Source organism: Bradyrhizobium sp. 23AC, from assembly GCF_054863025.1.
Window position 1 is genome coordinate 38,311 of the sequence record NZ_JAVAYN010000023.1, and the last position, 19,584, is coordinate 57,894.

The 19,584-nt window shown below is 64.9% G+C and carries 19 protein-coding genes; 9 read left to right on the forward strand and 10 right to left on the reverse strand.

Annotation, left to right across the window (positions count from 1 at the left end; genetic code table 11):
• Positions 1-84: 84 nt before the first annotated feature.
• The 5 genes from RAD10_RS35410 to ccmA form a co-directional block, all read right to left on the reverse strand.
• On the reverse strand, positions 85-681 hold the full coding sequence (locus RAD10_RS35410) for a DsbE family thiol:disulfide interchange protein (protein WP_461621064.1): 597 nt from the start codon (positions 679-681) through the stop codon (positions 85-87).
• Entirely contained in the window at positions 678-860 is a 183-nt protein-coding gene (ccmD, locus tag RAD10_RS35415; protein ID WP_461621065.1) for a heme exporter protein CcmD, read from the reverse strand. The genes RAD10_RS35410 and ccmD overlap by 4 nt, the downstream gene beginning before the upstream one ends.
• A complete protein-coding gene (locus tag RAD10_RS35420) occupies positions 857-1,651 on the reverse strand; it encodes a heme ABC transporter permease (protein WP_461621066.1) in 795 nt (264 codons plus the stop codon). Before RAD10_RS35420 ends, ccmD begins: the two co-directional genes overlap by 4 nt.
• A gap of 91 nt (positions 1,652-1,742) precedes the next feature.
• On the reverse strand, positions 1,743-2,411 hold the full coding sequence (gene ccmB, locus RAD10_RS35425) for a heme exporter protein CcmB (protein ID WP_461621067.1): 669 nt from the start codon (positions 2,409-2,411) through the stop codon (positions 1,743-1,745).
• 301 nt (positions 2,412-2,712) lie between these two features.
• Entirely contained in the window at positions 2,713-3,315 is a 603-nt protein-coding gene (ccmA, locus tag RAD10_RS35430) for a heme ABC exporter ATP-binding protein CcmA (protein ID WP_461621068.1), read from the reverse strand.
• A gap of 239 nt (positions 3,316-3,554) precedes the next feature.
• Between ccmA and acnA the strand changes: the two genes are divergently transcribed.
• From acnA to RAD10_RS35445, 3 genes are all read left to right on the forward strand, one after another.
• Positions 3,555-6,275, forward strand: coding sequence for an aconitate hydratase AcnA (gene acnA / locus RAD10_RS35435; RefSeq protein ID WP_461621069.1), 2,721 nt, complete (start codon positions 3,555-3,557; stop codon positions 6,273-6,275).
• Positions 6,276-6,509: 234 nt separating this feature from the next.
• On the forward strand, positions 6,510-7,286 hold the full coding sequence (locus RAD10_RS35440) for a DUF1223 domain-containing protein (protein WP_461621070.1): 777 nt from the start codon (positions 6,510-6,512) through the stop codon (positions 7,284-7,286).
• A gap of 613 nt (positions 7,287-7,899) precedes the next feature.
• Complete coding sequence (locus RAD10_RS35445) at positions 7,900-8,268, forward strand: DUF2794 domain-containing protein (protein ID WP_091964958.1); 369 nt, start codon at positions 7,900-7,902, stop codon at positions 8,266-8,268.
• Between the two features lie 111 nt (positions 8,269-8,379).
• Here RAD10_RS35445 and RAD10_RS35450 read toward each other — a convergent pair whose 3' ends face one another.
• The 4 genes from RAD10_RS35450 to RAD10_RS35465 all read right to left on the reverse strand — a co-directional run bounded on the left by RAD10_RS35450 (position 8,380) and on the right by RAD10_RS35465 (position 13,483).
• Positions 8,380-8,910, reverse strand: a complete 531-nt coding sequence (locus RAD10_RS35450) for a GNAT family N-acetyltransferase (protein ID WP_461621071.1) — start codon at positions 8,908-8,910, stop codon at positions 8,380-8,382.
• Positions 8,911-9,123: 213 nt separating this feature from the next.
• Entirely contained in the window at positions 9,124-9,915 is a 792-nt protein-coding gene (locus RAD10_RS35455; RefSeq protein WP_028139228.1) for a Bax inhibitor-1/YccA family protein, read from the reverse strand.
• A 281-nt stretch (positions 9,916-10,196) separates the two neighbouring features.
• Positions 10,197-12,767 (reverse strand): ABC transporter permease, encoded by a 2,571-nt coding sequence (locus RAD10_RS35460; protein ID WP_461621072.1) that lies wholly within the window; start codon positions 12,765-12,767, stop codon positions 10,197-10,199.
• Entirely contained in the window at positions 12,764-13,483 is a 720-nt protein-coding gene (locus RAD10_RS35465; protein WP_104465446.1) for an ABC transporter ATP-binding protein, read from the reverse strand. The genes RAD10_RS35460 and RAD10_RS35465 overlap by 4 nt, the downstream gene beginning before the upstream one ends.
• A 55-nt stretch (positions 13,484-13,538) precedes the next feature.
• Between RAD10_RS35465 and RAD10_RS35470 the strand changes: the two genes are divergently transcribed.
• Both RAD10_RS35470 and thpR read left to right on the forward strand, forming a co-directional pair.
• Positions 13,539-14,183, forward strand: a complete 645-nt coding sequence (locus RAD10_RS35470) for an arylesterase (protein WP_461621073.1) — start codon at positions 13,539-13,541, stop codon at positions 14,181-14,183.
• A gap of 174 nt (positions 14,184-14,357) precedes the next feature.
• Positions 14,358-14,894, forward strand: a complete 537-nt coding sequence (thpR, locus tag RAD10_RS35475) for an RNA 2',3'-cyclic phosphodiesterase (RefSeq protein ID WP_091965126.1) — start codon at positions 14,358-14,360, stop codon at positions 14,892-14,894.
• Between the two features lie 24 nt (positions 14,895-14,918).
• Here thpR and RAD10_RS35480 read toward each other — a convergent pair whose 3' ends face one another.
• On the reverse strand, positions 14,919-15,173 hold the full coding sequence (locus RAD10_RS35480; RefSeq protein WP_461621074.1) for a type II toxin-antitoxin system VapB family antitoxin: 255 nt from the start codon (positions 15,171-15,173) through the stop codon (positions 14,919-14,921).
• A 187-nt stretch (positions 15,174-15,360) separates the two neighbouring features.
• Here RAD10_RS35480 and zapE point away from each other — a divergent pair, with 187 nt between their 5' ends.
• From zapE to RAD10_RS35500, 4 genes are all read left to right on the forward strand, one after another.
• On the forward strand, positions 15,361-16,545 hold the full coding sequence (gene zapE / locus RAD10_RS35485; RefSeq protein ID WP_461621075.1) for a cell division protein ZapE: 1,185 nt from the start codon (positions 15,361-15,363) through the stop codon (positions 16,543-16,545).
• A gap of 182 nt (positions 16,546-16,727) precedes the next feature.
• On the forward strand, positions 16,728-17,696 hold the full coding sequence (mdh, locus tag RAD10_RS35490; protein ID WP_008145224.1) for a malate dehydrogenase: 969 nt from the start codon (positions 16,728-16,730) through the stop codon (positions 17,694-17,696).
• Positions 17,697-17,899: 203 nt separating this feature from the next.
• A complete protein-coding gene (gene sucC, locus RAD10_RS35495; RefSeq protein ID WP_461621076.1) occupies positions 17,900-19,096 on the forward strand; it encodes an ADP-forming succinate--CoA ligase subunit beta in 1,197 nt (398 codons plus the stop codon).
• Between the two features lie 4 nt (positions 19,097-19,100).
• Positions 19,101-19,580 carry a DUF1579 domain-containing protein gene (locus tag RAD10_RS35500; protein ID WP_104465450.1) on the forward strand — a complete coding sequence of 160 codons (480 nt, stop codon included), beginning with the start codon at positions 19,101-19,103 and terminating at the stop codon, positions 19,578-19,580.
• The last annotated feature ends 4 nt before the right edge of the window (positions 19,581-19,584 follow it).

Below are 19,584 nucleotides of genomic sequence, written 5' to 3' on the forward strand. Positions count from 1 at the left end.
CGTATACGACTGACGTCTCTGGAATACTGGATCGCCCGATCAAGTCGGGCGATGACAGTTGAGCGTGTGGCACGAGCGCGGTGCTCAGGTCCCCGCCGCCTTCAGCGCCTTCTCCATTTGCGGCAGCAGCACCGTCCGCAGATTGTCCGGCGTGATCGGGCCGACCAGCTTGTAGACGATGGTGCCTTCGCGGCCGACGACGAAGGTTTCGGGCACGCCGTAGACGCCCCATTCGATCGAGGCGCGGCCGTTGGCATCCACGCCGACGCGACCGAACGGGTTGCCGTAGCGCCCGAGGAAGCGGCGCGCATTGTCGGACGCGTCCTTGTAATTGATGCCGACGAGCTGGAAGCGCTTGTCCTTGGCGAGCTCGGTCAAAAGCGGCGCCTCGTCATGACACGGCACGCACCAGGACGCCCAGACATTGACCAGGCTGACCTTGCCCTTGAACGCGGCGGGGTCGAGGCCGGGCACCTGCGCGTTGTCGATTTGCAATCCCTCGAGCGGCGGCAGCGCCGTCTGCGGCGCCGGACGGCCGATCAGCGCGGAGGGAATCCGCGAGGGATCGCCGCTGCCGAGCCGGAACCAGAACAGCAGTGCCAGTGCGATGAACGCGATCAGCGGCAGCACCATCAGGAAGGTGCGGCGCTGCGGCGCTGCGGAGGTCGATCGTTCGCTCATGACGCGTCCACGGCGCTACGGCCGGAGCGGCGGGTGATGCCGCGCTCCTCGAGCTCGCGCAGGCGCTGCGTCTGGTTGCGATAGTCGAGCACGATCCAGCCGATCAGGATCACGACCACGAGGGCCGCTGCGGCATAGGACGTCACGATGAAGGATGCGTACGGACCGAGCGACATCATCCTGCGGCCCCAATTTCTTTCGACGCGTTTTGCCCGCGCGCACCGGCGCCCATTTCGCTGGAGAACGCGACACGGCTCGCCTGCATCATTTGCAGGGAGCGGACCCGGCGGCGCAGGATCTCGTTGCGCATCGCCGCCAGATGCAGCGTGACGAACAGCAGCGTGAACGCGATCGCCATCACCAGCAGCGGAATCAGGAACGACTTGTCGAGCGCGGAGCCGCCCATGCGCATCACCGAGGCCGGCTGGTGCAGCGTATTCCACCAGTCGACCGAGAACTTGATGATCGGCAGGTTGAGCGCGCCGACCAGGGTCAGCACCGCGGCGGCGCGTGCGGCGCGCGAGGGATCATCGACCGCGCGCCACAGCGCCATCAGGCCGAGATACATCAGGAACAGGATCAGCACAGAAGTGAGCCGCGCATCCCATTCCCAATAGGTGCCCCACATCGGACGACCCCACAGCGAGCCCGTCAGCAGCGCGAGGAAGGTGAAGGCGGCGCCGATCGGCGCTGCGGCCTTGGCGGCGACGTCGGCGAGCGGATGCCGCCACACCAGCGTGCCCAGCGAGGCGATGCTCATCACGCCCCAGACGAACATCGACAGCCAGGCATTGGGCACGTGGATGAACATGATCTTCACGGTCGCGCCCTGCTGGTAGTCGTCGGGCGCAAGCGCGGCTTGATAGAGACCGATCGCAAGAAGCAGGACGGTCGCGGCCGCAAGCCACGGCAAGACCCGCGCTGTCAGCGCGAGGAACCGCGTGGGGTTGGCGAGGTCAATCAGCGTCATGGTACCCTGATAATCATCGGTGGCCGCTCAGGCAATCAGCACGAAAGCGAGGGACGAAAGTTGATCGGGGTCAAGGTCAGTCGAGCCCATCTCAGTCGAGCCCGTGCCGCAGGCTCGCTGCGGCTGCGAAGGGGCCGATCACGAGGCTGACCAGGGACAGCGCGCACAGGATCGAGAACGGCGCGCCGAACGACATCGGACCGACGATCACGGCCTGCGAGGCCGCAACCCCGAAAATCAGCACAGGAATCGACAGCGGCAGCACCAGCACCGCCATCAGCAGCCCGCCGCGATGCAGTGTCACCGCCAGCGCCGCACCGATCATGCCGGTGAAGGTCAGGGCCGGGGTGCCCGCCAGCAGCGTCAGCGCCACCGCGCCGGTCGCGACCATGTCGAGGTTGAGCAAGAGGCCGAGCACGGGGGTTGCGACAATCAGCGGCAGGCCGGCGGCCAGCCAATGCGCCAGCGCCTTGGCGGCGCAGGCGAGTTCCAGCGGCGTCCGGCTCATCGTGATCAGGTCGAGCGAGCCGTCCTCGTGGTCGGCCATGAACAGCCGGTCGAGGGTGAGCAGGCTCGCCAGCAGCGCGCCGAGCCAGAGGATGGCCGGCCCCAGCCGCGACAGCAGCGCCAGGTCCGGCCCCACCGCGAACGGCATCAACACCACCACGGTCAGGAAGAACAGCACGCCAATCAGCGCCCCGCCGCCGACGCGGAGCGCGATCCTGATGTCCCGGCGGATGAGGGCGGTGAGGGCGGTCATGGAGTGGCTCCGGCGGCGGAGTCGCCATGAAGGTTCGGCCCGCGCCTCAGGCAGACTGCGCTCCCTCCCCCCCTGTGGGGGAGGGCGGGGGAGAGGGGTAGCCCCGGGAGAGATGCTCGTTGGAAACGGATCGCCAGCAACAGAGCGCCCGCCTTTTGAAGGCTAGAACCGAGACGTCTTGCCGTGTGGCACCCCCCTCCCTGCCCTCGAGAGCGAGCTTCGCTCGCCTCGGACCCCACAAGGGGGGAGGGAACGGAGAGAGCGGGGCCCCGCCGCTCGGAAAGCTGAGGGTCGTGTCGCCTCACGCCACACCCCCGATCCGCAGCTCCCGCGAATCGATCCCCAGCGGGGAATGGGTCGCCGCAACGATCAGGCCGCCGCGCGACAGGTGCTCGCGCATCAGGCCGCCGAACATATCCTGTCCCGTCACGTCCAGCGCATTGGTCGGCTCATCCAGCAGCCAGACCGGGCGGCGCACCGTCAAAAGGCGCGCCAGCGACAGCCGGCGGCGCTGGCCCGCCGACAGGAAGCCGGCGGGGAGGTGGGTGGCATGTTCGAGCCCCACCGTGGCAAGGCTCTCGGCGAAGTCAAAACGCTCCCCTCCAAGGAAATCGGCCCAGAAAGTCAGGTTTTCCGCCACGCTGAGCGCGGGCTTCAGGGCATCGCGATGGCCGAGATAGTGGCACTGCTCCGGCAGCGTCATTTCAGCGTCGCCCCCGTCCAGTACGATCGTCCCGCCCGCCGGTACGAGCAGGCCCGCGATCAGCCGCAGCAGCGAGGTCTTGCCCGACCCGTTGCGGCCGACGACCGCCACCGCTTCGCCGGCGACGGCCTCGAAATCGAGCCCGGCAAACACCTCGCGGCCGCCGCGCACACAAACGATCCCGCGTCCGGACAGCTGCATCTTGCCTCGTGCCACCCCGCTCAAAGCCGGGCCTCAGGAAAACTTGGGGTAGCGCATGGGAATTTTTGGCTCGCGAATGCTGCGGTACGATTGTGGCTGTGGCGGCGCGGTTAGAAAGCTTCTATAAGCCCGGAACTACTTGATGCAGCAACTCAACCTGCCCCTGCAAGCGGCCCAGCCTGATACGCTAACGGTGTTAAAATACCCTGCCGGGTATAACTAACAATTGGGATTCCTACATGACCTCGCTCGACAGCTTCAAATGCAAAAAGACCCTCAAGGTCGGCGCCAAGACCTATGTCTATTACAGCCTGCCCACGGCCGAGAAGAATGGTCTGAAGGGAATCTCGAAACTTCCCTATTCGATGAAGGTCCTGCTCGAGAACCTCCTGCGCAACGAGGACGGCCGCTCGGTCAAGAAAGAGGACATCGTCGCGGTCTCGAAATGGCTGCGCAAGAAGTCGCTGGAGCATGAGATCGCCTTCCGTCCGGCGCGCGTGCTGATGCAGGACTTCACCGGCGTGCCCGCGGTGGTCGACCTCGCCGCGATGCGCAACGCGATGCAGAAGCTCGGCGGCGATGCCGAGAAGATCAACCCGCTGGTGCCGGTCGATCTCGTCATCGATCATTCCGTGATCGTGAACTTCTTCGGCGACAACAAGGCTTTCGGCAAGAACGTCACCGAAGAGTACAAGCAGAACCAGGAGCGCTACGAGTTCCTGAAGTGGGGCCAGAAGGCGTTCTCGAACTTCTCCGTCGTGCCGCCCGGCACCGGCATCTGCCACCAGGTCAATCTCGAATATCTCTCCCAGACGGTCTGGACCAAGAAGGAGAAGATGACGGTCGGAAAGAAGACCGCCACCTTCGAGGTCGCCTATCCCGATTCGCTGGTCGGAACCGATTCCCACACCACCATGGTCAACGGTCTGGCCGTGCTCGGCTGGGGCGTCGGCGGCATCGAGGCGGAAGCCTGCATGCTCGGCCAGCCGCTGTCGATGCTGCTGCCCAACGTCGTCGGCTTCAAGCTGAAGGGCGCGATGAAGGAAGGCGTCACCGCCACCGACCTCGTGCTCACCGTGACGCAGATGCTGCGCAAGCTCGGCGTTGTCGGCAAATTCGTCGAGTTCTTCGGCCCCGGCCTCGACAATCTCTCGGTCGCCGACAAGGCGACCATCGCCAACATGGCGCCCGAATACGGCGCGACCTGCGGCTTCTTCCCGGTCGACGCCGCCGCGATCGACTATCTCAAGACCTCCGGCCGTGCGGCGCCGCGCGTCGCGCTGGTGCAGGCCTATGCCAAGGCGCAAGGGCTGTTCCGCACCGCCAAGTCGGCCGATCCGGTGTTCACGGAAACGCTGACGCTCGATCTCGCCGACGTCGTGCCGTCGATGGCCGGTCCGAAGCGTCCCGAAGGCCGCATCGCGCTGCCGTCGGTCGCCGAGGGCTTCTCGCTTGCGCTCGGCACCGAGTACAAGAAGGCCGAAGAGCCCAGCAAGCGCTTCGCCGTCGAAGGCAAGGATTTCGAGATCGGCCACGGCGACGTCGTGATCGCCGCCATCACCTCCTGCACCAACACCTCGAACCCGAGCGTGCTGATCGGCGCCGGCCTGCTGGCCCGTAACGCCGCCGCGAAGGGCCTGAAAGCAAAACCGTGGGTGAAGACCTCGCTGGCCCCGGGCAGCCAGGTCGTCGCCGGCTATCTCGCCGATTCCGGTCTGCAAAAGGATCTCGACAAGGTCGGCTTCAACCTGGTCGGCTTCGGCTGCACCACCTGCATCGGCAATTCAGGTCCGCTGCCTGAGGAGATCTCGAAGTCGATCAACGACAACGGCATCGTCGCCGCCGCCGTGCTCTCAGGCAACCGCAACTTCGAAGGCCGCGTCTCGCCGGACGTGCAGGCGAACTACCTGGCCTCGCCGCCGCTGGTGGTCGCGCACGCGCTCGCGGGCAGCGTCACCAAGAACCTCGCGGTCGAGCCGCTCGGCGAGGGCAAGGACGGCAAGCCGGTGTACCTCAAGGACATCTGGCCGACGACCAAGGAGATCAACGCCTTCATGAAGAAGTTCGTGACCGCGTCGATCTTCAAGAAGAAGTATGCCGACGTGTTCAAGGGCGACACCAACTGGCGCAAGATCAAGACCGTCGAGAGCGAGACCTATCGCTGGAACATGTCGTCGACCTATGTGCAGAACCCGCCTTATTTCGACGGCATGAAGAAGGAGCCGGAGCCGGTCACCGACATCATCGAGGCGCGCATCCTCGCCATGTTCGGCGACAAGATCACCACCGACCACATCTCGCCGGCCGGTTCGATCAAGCTCACCTCACCCGCCGGCAAGTATCTCAGCGAGCACCAGGTGCGCCCCGCCGACTTCAACCAGTACGGCACGCGCCGCGGCAACCATGAAGTGATGATGCGCGGCACCTTCGCCAACATCCGCATCAAGAATTTCATGCTGAAGGGCGCGGATGGAAATATTCCGGAAGGCGGCCTGACAAAGCACTGGCCCGACGGCGAGCAGATGTCGATCTACGACGCCGCGATGAAGTACCAGCAGGAGCAGGTGCCGCTGGTGGTGTTCGCCGGTGCCGAATACGGCAACGGCTCCTCGCGCGACTGGGCCGCCAAGGGCACCCGTCTGCTCGGCGTGCGCGCCGTGATCTGCCAGAGCTTCGAGCGCATCCATCGCTCCAACCTGGTCGGCATGGGCGTGCTGCCGCTGACCTTCGAGGAGGGCACCTCCTGGTCGTCGCTCGGCCTCAAGGGCGACGAGAAGGTCACGCTGCGTGGCCTCGTCGGCGACCTCAAGCCGCGCCAGAAGCTGACCGCGGAGATCGTCTCCGGCGACGGTTCGTTGCAGCGCGTTTCGCTGCTCTGCCGCATCGATACGCTGGACGAGCTCGACTACTACCGGAACGGCGGTATCCTGCACTACGTGCTGCGCAAGCTCGCGGCCTAAACGCGAATTTGTGAACGGTGGCTCACCGCGACGTGAGTAGAAGGTTAAACGAAGGCGGCCTATCACAAGGCCGCCTTCGTGCGTTTGCGGCATGCTCCAGATGGGCCCGCCCGGTGGAAAACCTCCCTTCGGATGGTTGGCCTGGGCGGTTGGGTGTGTCGCGCCCCGTAAGACTACGGTGACCATCCGGCGATAAGATCTCCTTTCCACGAGCAATGGTGTGCGGCGTTCGACATGACAACAATGACGGCTTCTCATCTGGTTTCACGTTGGTCCGGTGTGCTCTGGTCGGGAGCTCTCGGCATCTGTGCGATCGTCGCCGTCATCCGTCCTGCCGAGGCCGATCCCCGCGCCGTTGTCGAATTGTTTACCTCGCAGGGCTGCTCCTCCTGCCCGCCCGCCGACCAGATCATCGGCGATCTCTCCAAAGACCCGTCGATCATCGCGCTGAGCATGCCGATCGACTATTGGGACTATCTGGGTTGGAAGGACACGCTGGCGGATTCGCGCTTCTCTGCACGGCAGCGGGCTTATTCGCGCATGCGCGGCGACCGCGAGGTCTACACGCCGCAGGTCGTGGTCAACGGCTCCACCCATGTCATCGGCAGCGATCGTGTCGGCATCGAGAGCGCGATCGGCAAGACCGACAAGGGCACGGGTGTGATGAGTGTGCCGGTGACGATGTCGCTCGCGGGCAAGCAGATCAACGTGTCGGTGGCGGCGAGCAACGAGCCGGCCGTCTCGCATGGCGAGGTCTGGATCTGTTCGATCGCCAAGTCGGTCCCGATCGCGATCACCCGCGGCGAGAATCGCGGACAGCAGGTCACCTATCACAACGTGGTGCGCAACCTGCTCAAGGTCGGTGACTGGACCGGGCGTTCGGAAAGCTGGACGGTGCCGATCGAGAACCTCACGCGCGACGGCGTCGACGGCGCGGTGGTCTATGTCCAGGACGGCAGCCGCGACAAGCCCGGCACGATGCTGGGTGCGGCGTACACGTCGCTGCACTGATTTCAATTCTCTAGCGTCGTACTCACTGCCAACCTCATGGTGAGGAGCGCGCACTTGCGCGCGTCTACCGGACGATGTCTCGAATCGCCGTGAGAACCATGCAGGCCCGCTCATGCAGCTCGGCCTCGATCCTTCGAGACGCCGCGCGAAGGACGCGCGGCTTCTCAGGATCAGGGGAGAGACCGTTGGCGCTGATGAGAGAAGAATTTCGCCGAAGCAGAAACATCCCGACACAAACAAAAAAGGACCAACTTGCGTTGGCCCTCCTTGTAGCGCGTACAGACCCGATCCTGTTCGACCCCGGGGGGCTGGGGGCTGAGGAATCCGGAACCGAAAGGACCGGGTCAACGCACGTGAGCCTTTTCGCAATGCAGGGCGGCAGTCGCTAGGCGGAAAAGCGGCGAGAGTATGATTCCTGCTAACGATCCCGTGACGGTTTGCCGCGAGGGAGTTCCACCATAGCGTGTGCCCCGATTCGTAACCGATTCGACCGGTTGAATCAGGAGCCTCTTGCGGCGGTGGCCGGTTGGCGCAATCATGCAGCTGTCATGATCCAGGTTCCGGGGACGGTCTTCGCGGATTCGGGTCATGCCGTGCGATGAGGAAGCGCTCCATGAGTCTGTCGGAGGATGCCGATCCGAGCGAGCAGCGCGCGGCGGCGCGCCCCGCCGCGGCGACGACGCAACTGAGCCGGGTGACGTTCAACCGGCTCGAGCTGCACCGTATTCTCAATCTCTACGGCCGCATGGTCGCCGACGGCGAATGGCGCGACTATGCCATCGACTTCCTGAGGGATCGCGCCGTGTTTTCGGTCTATCGCCGTGCCTCGGAAGTGCCGATCTACCGCATCGAGAAGGACCCGCGGCTGGCGCGCAAGCAGGGCATGTACAGCGTGATCTCGGCGACCGGTCTGATCCTGCGCCGCGGCCACGAGCTGGAGCGCGTGCTGCTGGTGATCGATCGGAAGCTGGCGGTGGTGTAGCCACACGACCGGTGCCGTAGGGTGGGCAAAGGCGCGTAGCGCCGTGCCCACGAGCTTTCTCAATCGCCGGGATATGGTGGGCACGCTATCGCTTTGCCCACCCTACGAGACCTACTTTGTCGGTACGCTCCTCGCGCCCTCGCCGAGGTCGCGCTGCATCATCACCGTATCAAGCCAGCGGCCGAATTTCAGCCCGACATTGGGATGTGTGCCGATCATCTTGAAGCCGCCCCTGGTGTGCACGCCGATCGAGCCGGCATTGGCGGAATCGCCGATCACCGCGATCATCTGGCGGAAGCCGCGCGCCTCGCATTCGGCGACCAGTCGCTCCAGCAACTTTGATCCGACACCGCGGCGGTGGAAGGAGGGATCGAGATAGATCGAGTTCTCGACCGTGAAGCGGTAGGCCGGGCGCGGGCGGTAGGCGCCGGCATAGGCATAGCCGGCGACGCGGCCGTCGAGGATGGCGACGAAATAGGGATAGCCGCCGTCGACCAGCGCGCGATAACGGCGCGTCATCTCCACGAGGTCAGGCGGCTCCAGCTCGAACGTCGCGGTGCCCTCGCGGACGGCCTGCTGGTAGATGGCGGTGATGGCGGGAAGGTCGGCCTCGGTTGTAGGCCTGATTTCAGGTGCGGACATGGGGCAAGATTAGAGCCTTCCCGCTTCCGCTGAAAGGGGCAACGGTGTTGCCACACCCGTCATTGCGAGCGCAGCGAAGCAATCCAGAAATGCATCCGCGGAGGGACTCTGGATTGCTTCGCTGCGCTCCATCCGGGCTACGAGCGCCCCCGCGCCCAAACAAAAACCCCGGCCTTTCGGCCGGGGTTCCTATCCGTTCTCTCGTCGTTGCGCTTAGTCGCGCTGACCGAGGAGCTGCAGCAGCAGCGTGAACAGGTTGATGAAGTTCAGGTACAGCGACAGCGCGCCGGTGATGGCCGCACGCTCTGCGATGTCACCGCCGGCCGAGGCGTAGCCGTAGATGTAGTCGTTCTTCAGCCGCTGGGTATCCCAGGCGGTGAGGCCCGCGAACACCAGCACGCCGACCACCGACACGATGAACTGCAGCATCGAGCTCGCCAGGAACAGGTTCACCAGGCTCGCGATGATGATGCCGATCAGGCCCATGAACAGGAACGAGCCCATGCCGGTCAGGTCACGCTTGGTGGTGTAGCCGTACAGGCTCAGCGCACCGAAGGTGGCCGCGGTGATGAAGAACACCCGCACGATCGAGGTGTGCGTGAACACCAGGAAGATCGACGACAGCGAGATACCCATCAGCGCCGCGAACACCCAGAACAGGATCTGGGCGGTCGAGGGAGCCAGACGGTTGATGCCCGCCGAGATCACGAACACCATGGCGAGCGGCGCGAGCATGAACAGCCATTTCAGCGGGCTGACGAACATCGCGTAGCCGAACGGCGTCAGGAACAGCTTGCCGACGCGGACGGCGTCCGCGGTCGGGACATCAGTCACGGCAGCCATGTAGACGCCGAGCGCGGCAAGGCCAGTGATGGCCAGGCCAATGCTCATGTAGTTGTAGATGCGCAGCATATAGGCGCGCAGGCCGGCATCGACCGTCGCGGCGTCAACACGCCCGGCGGCCCTGCCGAAAGGAGAAGCGTAGTTACGGTCTAGGTCCGACATGGTCGAATTCCCGTTGGTTGGTCCGGTCCGGCACGAGGGTCGCCATGCCGCCGGTTCGTCAAACTCTATCTCGGATACCGACGCCAACCGACTAAATTTTGGCTAACAATCGGGGCTCCGAACCCATTCGATATGTGGGAAACTAACACATTCGCTGCAACCTTCCACGCGCGGCTGAATGTCGCCCTTGGCGGCAATCCTGACGCGAACCTGACGAGCAGTCGTGGTTAATCGCAGAAATCGTGCGATTTCGCTCTCGCGCGGCCCTCCGCTACATTTTGTCACAAATTCCGCAACACCGTGGCGGGCTTTTTGTTCAACGCCAGCAGCGTGCCCGCGAGCCCGAGCCCGACCGTGACGACAAGCGCGGCCGCGACCACGCCCGCCGCGCTGCCGGCCTGCCAGACGAAGCTCAGCGTCATCAGCCGCGTCACGATCATCCAGGCCGCGATGCTGCCGGAGATCACGCCGAACACCGCGGTCGCGAGCCCGATCAGAAGGTATTCGAGCGCATAGGCGCCGAGCAGCCGCAGCCGCGTCGCGCCCAGCGTCTTCAGGATCACCGCATCGTAGACCCGGTGGCGATGGCCGGCGGCGAGCGCGCCGCCGAGCACCAGGATCGCCGAGATCAGGGTCACGGCGCTGGCACCGCGGATCGCCAGCGCCAGATTGGTCACGACAGAGCCGACCGTCTCCATCACCTCGCGCACGCGCACGCTCGTCACCATCGGATAGGCGTCGGCGACCTGCTTGATGATCTTGCCGTCGCCTGCCGCAGTTCCGCCCGTTTCCGTCAGCGTCGCGATATGGGTGTGCGGCGCGCCCTTGAAGGCGTTCGGCGAGAACACCAGAACGAAGTTGATGCCCATCCCCTGCCAGTCGATGGTGCGCAGATTGCCGATTCTAGCCGGGATGTCGCGGCCGAGCACATTGACCACGACCTCGTCGCCGAGCTTGAGGCCGAGCCCGTCGGCGATCTTCTTCTCCATCGAGACCAGCGGCGGGCCGGAATAATCGGCGCTCCACCATTCGCCCTCGACCACCTTGGAGCCTTTCGGCAGCTCGCCGGTATAGGTCAGGCCGCGGTCGCTCTGCAGCACCCACTCCGAATCGGTCGTCGGCTTGAGCTCCTCGGCGCGCACGCCGCGCGCGGCGACGATGCGCCCGCGCAGCATCGGTACGTCCTCGACCGTCGCGCCCGGCGCGATCCGGCGCAGATAACCGTCGAACTGCTCGGCCTGCGTGCTCGGGATGTCGATGAAGAAGAAGGACGGCGCGCGGTCCGGCAGGGCTGCGAGGAACTGCCGGCGCAGATTGCCGTCGATCTGGGTGATGGTGACGAGCACGGCGAGCCCGAGCCCCAGCGACAGCACCACCGAGGGCGTCAGCGCGCCCGGCCGGTGGATGTTGGCGATCGCCAGCCGCAGCATCGGCAGCCGCGTCCGCGGCAGCCGCCGCGCGATCGCCATCAGCAGGGCGGCGATGCCGCGTAGCAGGGCGAACACGACGGCCGAGGAGGCCACGAACACCGCCGCGATGCGCTTGTCGAACGACAATCCGATCACGACCGCGATCAGCAGCGCGATCACGACGGCCATGAACACGAGATAGCTCGCGCGCGGCCGATGCCATTCCGAGCTGATGGTGTCGCGGAACAGCGCGGCCACCGGCACGTCGTGGACGCGCCCGAGCGGCCACAGGCCGAAGGCGAGCGCGGTCAGGAGGCCGTAGACGAAGGACAGCGCGAGCTCGTCGGCATGCACGGCCGGCACCACCGGCAGCGGCAGCAGCTTGCCGAACAGGCCGACGATCGCGAACGGCATCGCGGCGCCGAGCGCAAGGCCGATGATCGAACCGATGCCCGCGAGCAGGAGAACTTGCGCGAGATAGATGCCGAACACGTCGCGCCCGGTGGCGCCGACGGCCTTGAGCGCCGCGATCACTTCGAGCCGGCGGTCGATATGGCTCTTCACGGCATTGGCGACGCCGACACCGCCGACCAGCAGCGCGGCAAGGCCCACCAGGGTCAGGAACTGCGTGAAGCGGTTGATGTTGCGTTCGAGCTGCGGCGAGGCGTTGGAGCGGCTGCGGATTTCCCAGCCCGCCTGCGGCGCGGCGCTCCGCGCGTCCGCGATGAAGGCTTCGGTGGCGCGCTCGTTGTTCGCCGTATCAGGCAGCTTCACCCGGTAGACCCAGCGCACCAGGCTGCCGGGCTGGATCAGGCCGGTGGCGCGCAGGCCCGCCTCGCTGATCAGGAAGCGCGGGCCGAAGCCGATGCCGCCGGCGAGCTTGTCGGGCTCGGCTTCGACGGTTGAGCGGATCTGGAATGTCGCGGCGCCAATGGTGACGCGGTCGCCGGTCTTGAGCGAGAGCCGCGCCAGCAGCGTCGGATCGGCGGCGGCGCCGAACGCGCCGTCGCGCTCTGCGAGCAGGTCGGACATCGGCAGCTGTGGCGCCAGCGTCAGCTGTCCCAGCATCGGATAGGTGTCGTCGACCGCCTTCATCTCGACCAGTGCGAGCTGGCCATCGGCCGCGCGCGCCATGCCGCGCAAGGTCGCCGCGGTCGAGACCGTGCCGCGTGAGCGCAGGAAGGCGACCTCTTCAGGTTTCGCTTCGCGCTGGAACAGCACGAAGGAGACGTCGCCGCCGAGCAGCGTGCGGCCCTCGCGGGCCAAGCCGTCGGAGAGGCTCGCCGACACCGAGCCGACGCCGGCGATCGCCATCACGCCGAGCGCGATGCACGCGATGAAGACGTAGAAACCGCGCAGGCCGCCGCGCAATTCGCGCAGCGCGTAACGCAGCGACAGCGCGATGCCGTTTGGCTTCGCGAAGGGTTCGGCCGAGGCGCTCATGCCGGCGCAGACTGCGTGTCGATGCGGCCCGAGCGCAGGCGGATCACGCGGTCGCAGCGATGCGCGAGCGAGGAATCGTGCGTGACCAGCACCAGGGTCATGCCGCGCTCGGCATGCTTGCTGAACAGGAGGTCGACGATCTGCTTTCCGGTGGCCTCATCCAGATTGCCGGTCGGCTCGTCCGCGACCAGGATGGCGGGATCGGGCGCCAGCGCGCGGGCGAGCGCGACGCGCTGCTGCTCACCGCCGGACAATTGCGCCGGATAATGATGCAGGCGGTCGCCGAGCCCGACCGATTGCAGCTCCTGCGCCGCACGCGTTGCGGCGTCGGGATTGCCGGCAAGCTCCAGCGGCACCGCGACGTTCTCCAGCGCCGTCATGGTCGGGATCAGATGAAAGGACTGGAAGACGATGCCGACCTGGCGGCCGCGGAAGCGGGCCAGCGCGTCCTCGTCGAGGGCATTGAAAGGCGTGCCCGACACCACCACCTCTCCGCTATCAGGACGCTCCAGCCCCGCCATCACCATCAGCAGCGTGGATTTGCCCGAACCTGACGGGCCGATCAGGCCGACCGTCTCGCCCGAGGCGACCCGCAAGCTGATATCCTTGAGGATGTGAACGCGTGCCGCGCCCGTACCCAATGAGAGATTGACGTTGGAGATGGCGATAGTGTCCGCGGCTGCGGTGAGCGAAGAGGGTTCGATGCGAGTGTCCATGGTCCGGTCATATGGCAACTCCGATAGCGCGGTCGAGAGGCGTTACGGATTGTTCATGCACATAGCCGTGTTGATGCTCGGTTTGATGACGATCGCGACGACGCCGTCGTTGCAGGCCCAGCCGGCGGCCAAGCCGATCAAGCTCGTGGTCCTCGGCGATTCCCTGAGTGCGGGCCTTGGCCTCCCGGCCCAGGATGCGTTCCCGGCCAAGCTCAAAAAATCCTTGCAGGACAAGGGTATAGAGGTCGACATGACCAACGCCGGGGTGTCCGGCGACACCTCCTCGGGCGGCCGCGACCGGCTCGACTGGTCGGTCCCCAACGGAACCGACGGCGTCATCGTCGAGCTCGGCGCCAACGACGCGCTGCGCGGCGTCGATCCCGATTTGACGCGCGCCGCACTGACCGACATCGTCCAGCGGCTGAAGGCGCGCAAGATCGCGGTGATGCTGTGCGGCATGCTGGCGCCGCCGAATTACGGCGCCGATTATGCCGCGCGCTTCAATTCGATTTATCCGGACCTGGCGAAGAAATTCGACGTGCCGCTCTATCCGTTCTTTCTCGAGGGCGTTGCGGCCGACGCCAAGCTCAACCAGGCCGACGGCATTCATCCGACTGCGGCCGGCGTCGACATCATCGTCGGCAACATCATGCCCACCGCGGAGGCATTCCTTGGCACCATCGCTGAGCAACGACGTTGAAAAGCGGGCAGCGCCAACCCTCATACCCAGGGTTTTACCGGGGTGAGGCGCGCGATGCTTCGCAGAGTCACACAACTGCGATAGGAATCAGGGTACCGGTGATTCGTCACCGGCTCTAAAATTTGGATATGGTCTGTCCCACGGATCATGCCCAAGCATCGGGAGTGCGAAACGATGCCGCGTTTGTTCACTGGTCTGGAAATCCCGGCCGAAGTCAGCCAGACGCTTTCCAATTTGCGGGGTGGCCTTCCCGGCGCCCGCTGGATCGATCCCGAAAATTATCACGTCACCCTGCGCTTCATCGGCGATATCGACGGCCTGTCCGCCAACGAGATCGCATCGATGCTGTTTCGCGTCGACCGCAAGCCCTTCGAGGTGAAGGTGCAGGGACTGACGAGTTTTGGCGGTCGCAAGCCGAGAGCGGTCGTTGCGACGATCGCGCCGAGCAAGCCGCTGATGGAATTGCAGGCCGAGCTCGAGCGCATGATGCAGCGGATCGGCCTCAACCCTGAAGGCCGCAAATTCATCCCACATGTCACGCTCGCCCGGCTGCACGATGCCTCCGATCGCGACGTCGCCGACTATCTCTCGCTGCGTGGCTACTTCCCGAGCAAGGCGTTCATGGCGGAACGTTTTGTCTTGTTCTCGTCGCGCGCATCAACAGGCGGCGGCCCCTATGTGGTCGAGGACGCCTACGAGCTGTGTGCGTGAGCCATCGCTCCGGGGGTGAGTTGTTCAACGCGACAAGCCGCGTTCGTTGTACCCGACAATCTCTTCGGCTGTCCGATCGTCGATCACCGGCAGCTGGCTCCAGCGCCGCCGAATCTCCGCCATGTCTTCCAACAAGGCTGCTTGGTGGGGTCGGCTGCTAATTCGGCGAAGTCGATCTTCAATGGCTCGCTTCGTTGCCATTTCAATAGTTTCGCCTGTCTGCTTTGCGAGGCTCTCGGCTAGGTGCTCGGTCTCGGAATCTTCGATAATGAGGGCCATGTCGGGTTTCCGCGATATTGGTCGCGCAAATATAAGCGCTGTCCGATGCGAAACAAAAACCCGCATCGTCTCTTAACTCTTTGAAATTCCAGCCTTAGTCCAATTGATCGGGCGGGGCGGACAACTGCATAAGCCGTTGCGTCAATACGCGGTTGCAATTTCCGTCCGTCTCTGGCGGTAAAGGGCCATGCTCTCGACCCCCAGTTCCCCCTTCAGCGAAGCCTATCAGGCCCAGATCGCCTCCGGCGCGATCGAGGCCGATGCTGCGCAAGCCGAAGTCGCCGAAGCCTATGCCGCGCTGGACCTGCGGCTCGCGGACTACAAGCCCCAGCGCAAGCAGGGCCTGCTCGCCCGCCTGTTCAGCAGCGACAAGGATGAGGCGCCGCGCGGGCTCTACATCCATGGCGAGGTCGGCCGCGGCAAGACCATGCTGATGGATCTGTTCTTCCAGCACGCCACGGTCGAGCACAAGCGGCGGGCGCATTTCCACGAATTCATGGCGGACGTGCATGAGCGCATCTACGATTATCGCCAGAGCATCGCGCGCGGCGAGATCGCCGACGGCGACGTCATTGCGCTGACCGCCAACGCGATCTTCGAGGAGAGCTGGCTGCTCTGCTTCGACGAATTCCACGTCACCGACATCGCGGACGCGATGATCCTGGGCCGCCTGTTCGCCAAATTGTTCGAGCTCGGCACCGTCGTGGTCGCGACCTCCAACGTCGCGCCTGACGATCTCTACAAGGGCGGCCTGAACCGGTCGCTGTTCCTGCCCTTCATCAAGCAGATCACCGACCACATGGACGTCGCGCGGCTCGATGCGCGCACCGATTTCCGGTTGGAAAAACTTCAGGGCGTGCCGATGTGGCTGACGCCGGCGGACGTCGATGCGGACGCGGCGCTCGACCGCGCCTGGTCGCGGATGTCGGGCAGCGCCAAATGCAAGTCGCGCGACATTTCGATCAAGGGCCGCATCCTGCACGTGCCGTGCTCGGCCCATGGCGTGGCGCGGTTCTCGTTTGCCGATCTCTGCGAGAAGCCGCTGGGCGCATCCGACTACCTCAGGCTGGCGCACGACTATCACACTATCCTGGTCGACCATATTCCAGTGATGGACCAGTCCCAGCGCAACGCCGCCAAGCGCTTCATCACGCTGATCGACGCGCTCTATGACAATGCCGTGAAGCTGATGGCCTCGGCCGATGCCAACCCGATCTCGCTCTACCTGGCCCACGAGGGCACCGAGGCCATGGAGTTCAAGCGGACTGCGTCGCGCCTGATCGAGATGAGCTCGGAATCCTATCTGGCGCTGGCTCACGGCCGCAAGGATTCCACCGCAAGCGGCTCTACCAAGGGGCTGGTAGAGACTTAAGTCCTATTCGCTAGCGCTGTCATTCCGGGCTCGCGCTTCGCGCGCCCCGGAATCACGGACCTGTATGGCTGCTATCGCGCCAAGCCCGACAATTGGGCATCCGGCGACTTGAACGGGGGAGGCGAAAGGGATAACCACCCTCTCAGTTTTCCCCACCTTACGTGTCTAAAGGACAGGCTCACATGGCGCGCGACAAGATTGCTTTGATTGGCTCCGGTCAGATCGGCGGAACGCTGGCTCATCTCATCGGCCTGAAAGAGCTGGGCGACGTGGTGATGTTCGACATCGCCGAAGGCGTGCCGCAGGGCAAGGCGCTCGACATCGCGCAGTCCTCGCCGGTCGACGGTTTTGACGCCCACTACACCGGCGCGAACTCCTACGAGGCGCTCGACAACGCCAAGGTCTGCATCGTCACCGCCGGCGTGCCGCGCAAGCCCGGCATGAGCCGCGACGATCTTCTCTCCATCAACCTCAAGGTCATGGAGCAGGTCGGCGCCGGCATCAAGAAGTACGCTCCGGACGCCTTCGTCATCTGCATCACCAACCCGCTCGACGCGATGGTCTGGGCGCTGCAGAAGGCTTCGGGCCTGCCGCACAAGAAGGTTGTCGGCATGGCCGGCGTGCTGGATTCGGCTCGCTTCCGCTACTTCCTGGCCGACGAGTTCAACGTCTCGGTCGAGGACGTCACCGCCTTCGTACTCGGCGGCCACGGCGACACCATGGTGCCGCTGGTGAAGTACTCCACCGTCGCCGGCATTCCGCTGCCCGACCTCGTCAAGATGGGCTGGACCTCGCAGGCGCGCCTCGACGAGATCGTCGACCGCACCCGCAACGGCGGCGCCGAGATCGTCAACCTGCTCAAGACCGGCTCGGCCTTCTACGCGCCGGCCGCCTCGGCGATCGCGATGGCGGAGAGCTATCTGCGTGACAAGAAGCGCGTGCTGCCCTCGGCCGCGTACCTGAACGGCGAATACGGCGTGAAGGACATGTATGTCGGCGTGCCCGTCGTGATCGGCTCCAAGGGCGTCGAGCGCGTCGTCGAGATCGAGCTCGCCGGCAAGGACCGCGAAGCCTTCGACAAGTCGGTCGGCGCGGTGCAGGGCCTGGTCGACGCCTGCAAGAAGATCGCCCCCGATCTTCTCGGCCGCTAACGGCTAGCAAGTCCCGCCGAAGCCCGAAAACCGGTCTTCGGCGGTTTCATTTCCGGGGACCGGTTGTCGGGACGGGTCCGGTTTCAGCAGTCCAGATCGAAGTCAAAGAATCCGGGTTGCAGTTCCTGTGGTATATGGTATGCCAGCCACAAGACTGAGGTGGGCCCTAGAGGTCACCGCCCGCGGGTTCAGGGAGCGACCATATGAATATCCATGAATATCAGGCCAAGGCGCTGCTCAGCGAGTTCGGCGTAGCGATCTCCAAGGGCGTGCCCGTCCTGAAGCCCTCGGATGCGGAAGCCGCCGCCAAGGCGCTGCCGGGTCCGGTCTATGTGGTGAAGAGCCAGATCCACGCCGGCGGCCGCGGCAAGGGCAAGTTCAAGGAAGCTTCCGCCGGCGACAAGGGCGGCGTCCGCATCGCCAAGTCGGCCGCAGAGGTCACCGAGTTCGCCAAGCAGATGCTCGGCGCGACCCTCGTGACCATCCAGACCGGCCCCGCCGGCAAGCAGGTCAACCGCCTCTACATCGAGGACGGCTCCGACATCGACAAGGAATTCTACCTCTCGCTCCTGGTCGACCGCGAAACCTCGCGCGTCTCGTTCGTCGTCTCGACCGAAGGTGGCGTCAACATCGAGGACGTCGCGCACAACAATCCTGAGAAGATCGTGACCTTCTCGGTCGATCCCGCCACCGGCATCATGGGCCATCACGGCCGCACGGTTGCGAACGCGCTGAAGCTCTCCGGCGATCTCGCCAAGCAGGCCGAGAAGCTCACCGCACAGCTCTACGCGGCCTTCGTCGGCAAGGATATGGCCATGCTGGAGATCAATCCGCTGGTCGTGACCAAGCAGGGCCAGCTCCGCGTCCTCGACGCCAAGGTGTCGTTCGACGACAACGCGCTGTTCCGTCACCCCGAAGTGCTCGCGCTGCGCGACGAGACCGAGGAAGACGCCAAGGAAATCGAGGCGTCGAAATACGACCTCAACTACGTCACGCTCGACGGCAACATCGGCTGCATGGTCAACGGCGCCGGACTTGCCATGGCGACGATGGACATCATCAAGCTCTACGGCATGTCGCCGGCGAACTTCCTCGACGTCGGCGGCAGCGCCAGCAAGGAGAAAGTCGCGGCCGCGTTCAAGATCATCACCGCCGATCCCAACGTGAAGGGCATCCTGGTCAACATCTTCGGTGGCATCATGAAGTGCGACGTGATCGCCGAGGGCGTCACGGCTGCGGTTCGTGAGGTCGGCCTCAGCGTGCCGCTGGTGGTCCGCCTCGAAGGCACCAATGTCGAGCTCGGCAAGAAGATCATCCGCGAATCCGGCCTGAACGTGGTGCCGGCCGACAATCTCGACGACGCCGCGCAGAAGATCGTGAAGGCCGTCAAGGGAGGCTAAGGCCATGGCCCAGGACCATCTCGCCGCTTCATCTCCGCTTCCCGAGCACGCGCGTCTCGCCGCGTTCGCCGGCGAATGGGATGGCGAAGAGGTGGTCTTCCCGTCGCGCTGGACGGCGGGCGGGCCGGCAACTTCGCACGTCGTCGCGCGCATGGACCTGAATGGATTTTATCTGATCCAGGACGCGGTGCAGATGCGCGACGGCAAGCAGATCTTCGCCACCCACGGCATCTTCACCTTCGACCGCGACGACCGGACCTATAAATTGTTCTGGTACGACTCGCTCGGCTACACGCCGCCTTCGCCCGCCTCCGGCGGGTGGGTCGGCAAGACCCTGACGCTGGTGCGCGGCTCGCTCCGCGGCAATGCGCGCCACGTCTACGAAATCATCGACGACAATTCCTACTCGTTGAAGATCCAGTTCTCGCCGGACGCGGAAGGCTGGGCCGACGTGCTCACCGGCGTCTACCGCCGCATCCACTGATCCT

Bases quoted from the DNA above. Each gene is read 5' to 3' on its own strand.
- RAD10_RS35410 (WP_461621064.1), bottom strand. From the start codon at position 681: ATGAGCGAACGATCGACCTCCGCAGCGCCGCAGCGCCGCACCTTCCTG.
- ccmD (WP_461621065.1), bottom strand. From the start codon at position 860: ATGATGTCGCTCGGTCCGTACGCATCCTTCATCGTGACGTCCTATGCC.
- RAD10_RS35420 (WP_461621066.1), bottom strand. From the start codon at position 1,651: ATGACGCTGATTGACCTCGCCAACCCCACGCGGTTCCTCGCGCTGACA.
- ccmB (WP_461621067.1), bottom strand. From the start codon at position 2,411: ATGACCGCCCTCACCGCCCTCATCCGCCGGGACATCAGGATCGCGCTC.
- ccmA (WP_461621068.1), bottom strand. From the start codon at position 3,315: ATGCAGCTGTCCGGACGCGGGATCGTTTGTGTGCGCGGCGGCCGCGAG.
- acnA (WP_461621069.1), top strand. From the start codon at position 3,555: ATGACCTCGCTCGACAGCTTCAAATGCAAAAAGACCCTCAAGGTCGGC.
- RAD10_RS35440 (WP_461621070.1), top strand. From the start codon at position 6,510: ATGACAACAATGACGGCTTCTCATCTGGTTTCACGTTGGTCCGGTGTG.
- RAD10_RS35445 (WP_091964958.1), top strand. From the start codon at position 7,900: ATGAGTCTGTCGGAGGATGCCGATCCGAGCGAGCAGCGCGCGGCGGCG.
- RAD10_RS35450 (WP_461621071.1), bottom strand. From the start codon at position 8,910: ATGTCCGCACCTGAAATCAGGCCTACAACCGAGGCCGACCTTCCCGCC.
- RAD10_RS35455 (WP_028139228.1), bottom strand. From the start codon at position 9,915: ATGTCGGACCTAGACCGTAACTACGCTTCTCCTTTCGGCAGGGCCGCC.
- RAD10_RS35460 (WP_461621072.1), bottom strand. From the start codon at position 12,767: ATGAGCGCCTCGGCCGAACCCTTCGCGAAGCCAAACGGCATCGCGCTG.
- RAD10_RS35465 (WP_104465446.1), bottom strand. From the start codon at position 13,483: ATGGACACTCGCATCGAACCCTCTTCGCTCACCGCAGCCGCGGACACT.
- RAD10_RS35470 (WP_461621073.1), top strand. From the start codon at position 13,539: ATGCACATAGCCGTGTTGATGCTCGGTTTGATGACGATCGCGACGACG.
- thpR (WP_091965126.1), top strand. From the start codon at position 14,358: ATGCCGCGTTTGTTCACTGGTCTGGAAATCCCGGCCGAAGTCAGCCAG.
- RAD10_RS35480 (WP_461621074.1), bottom strand. From the start codon at position 15,173: ATGGCCCTCATTATCGAAGATTCCGAGACCGAGCACCTAGCCGAGAGC.
- zapE (WP_461621075.1), top strand. From the start codon at position 15,361: ATGCTCTCGACCCCCAGTTCCCCCTTCAGCGAAGCCTATCAGGCCCAG.
- mdh (WP_008145224.1), top strand. From the start codon at position 16,728: ATGGCGCGCGACAAGATTGCTTTGATTGGCTCCGGTCAGATCGGCGGA.
- sucC (WP_461621076.1), top strand. From the start codon at position 17,900: ATGAATATCCATGAATATCAGGCCAAGGCGCTGCTCAGCGAGTTCGGC.
- RAD10_RS35500 (WP_104465450.1), top strand. From the start codon at position 19,101: ATGGCCCAGGACCATCTCGCCGCTTCATCTCCGCTTCCCGAGCACGCG.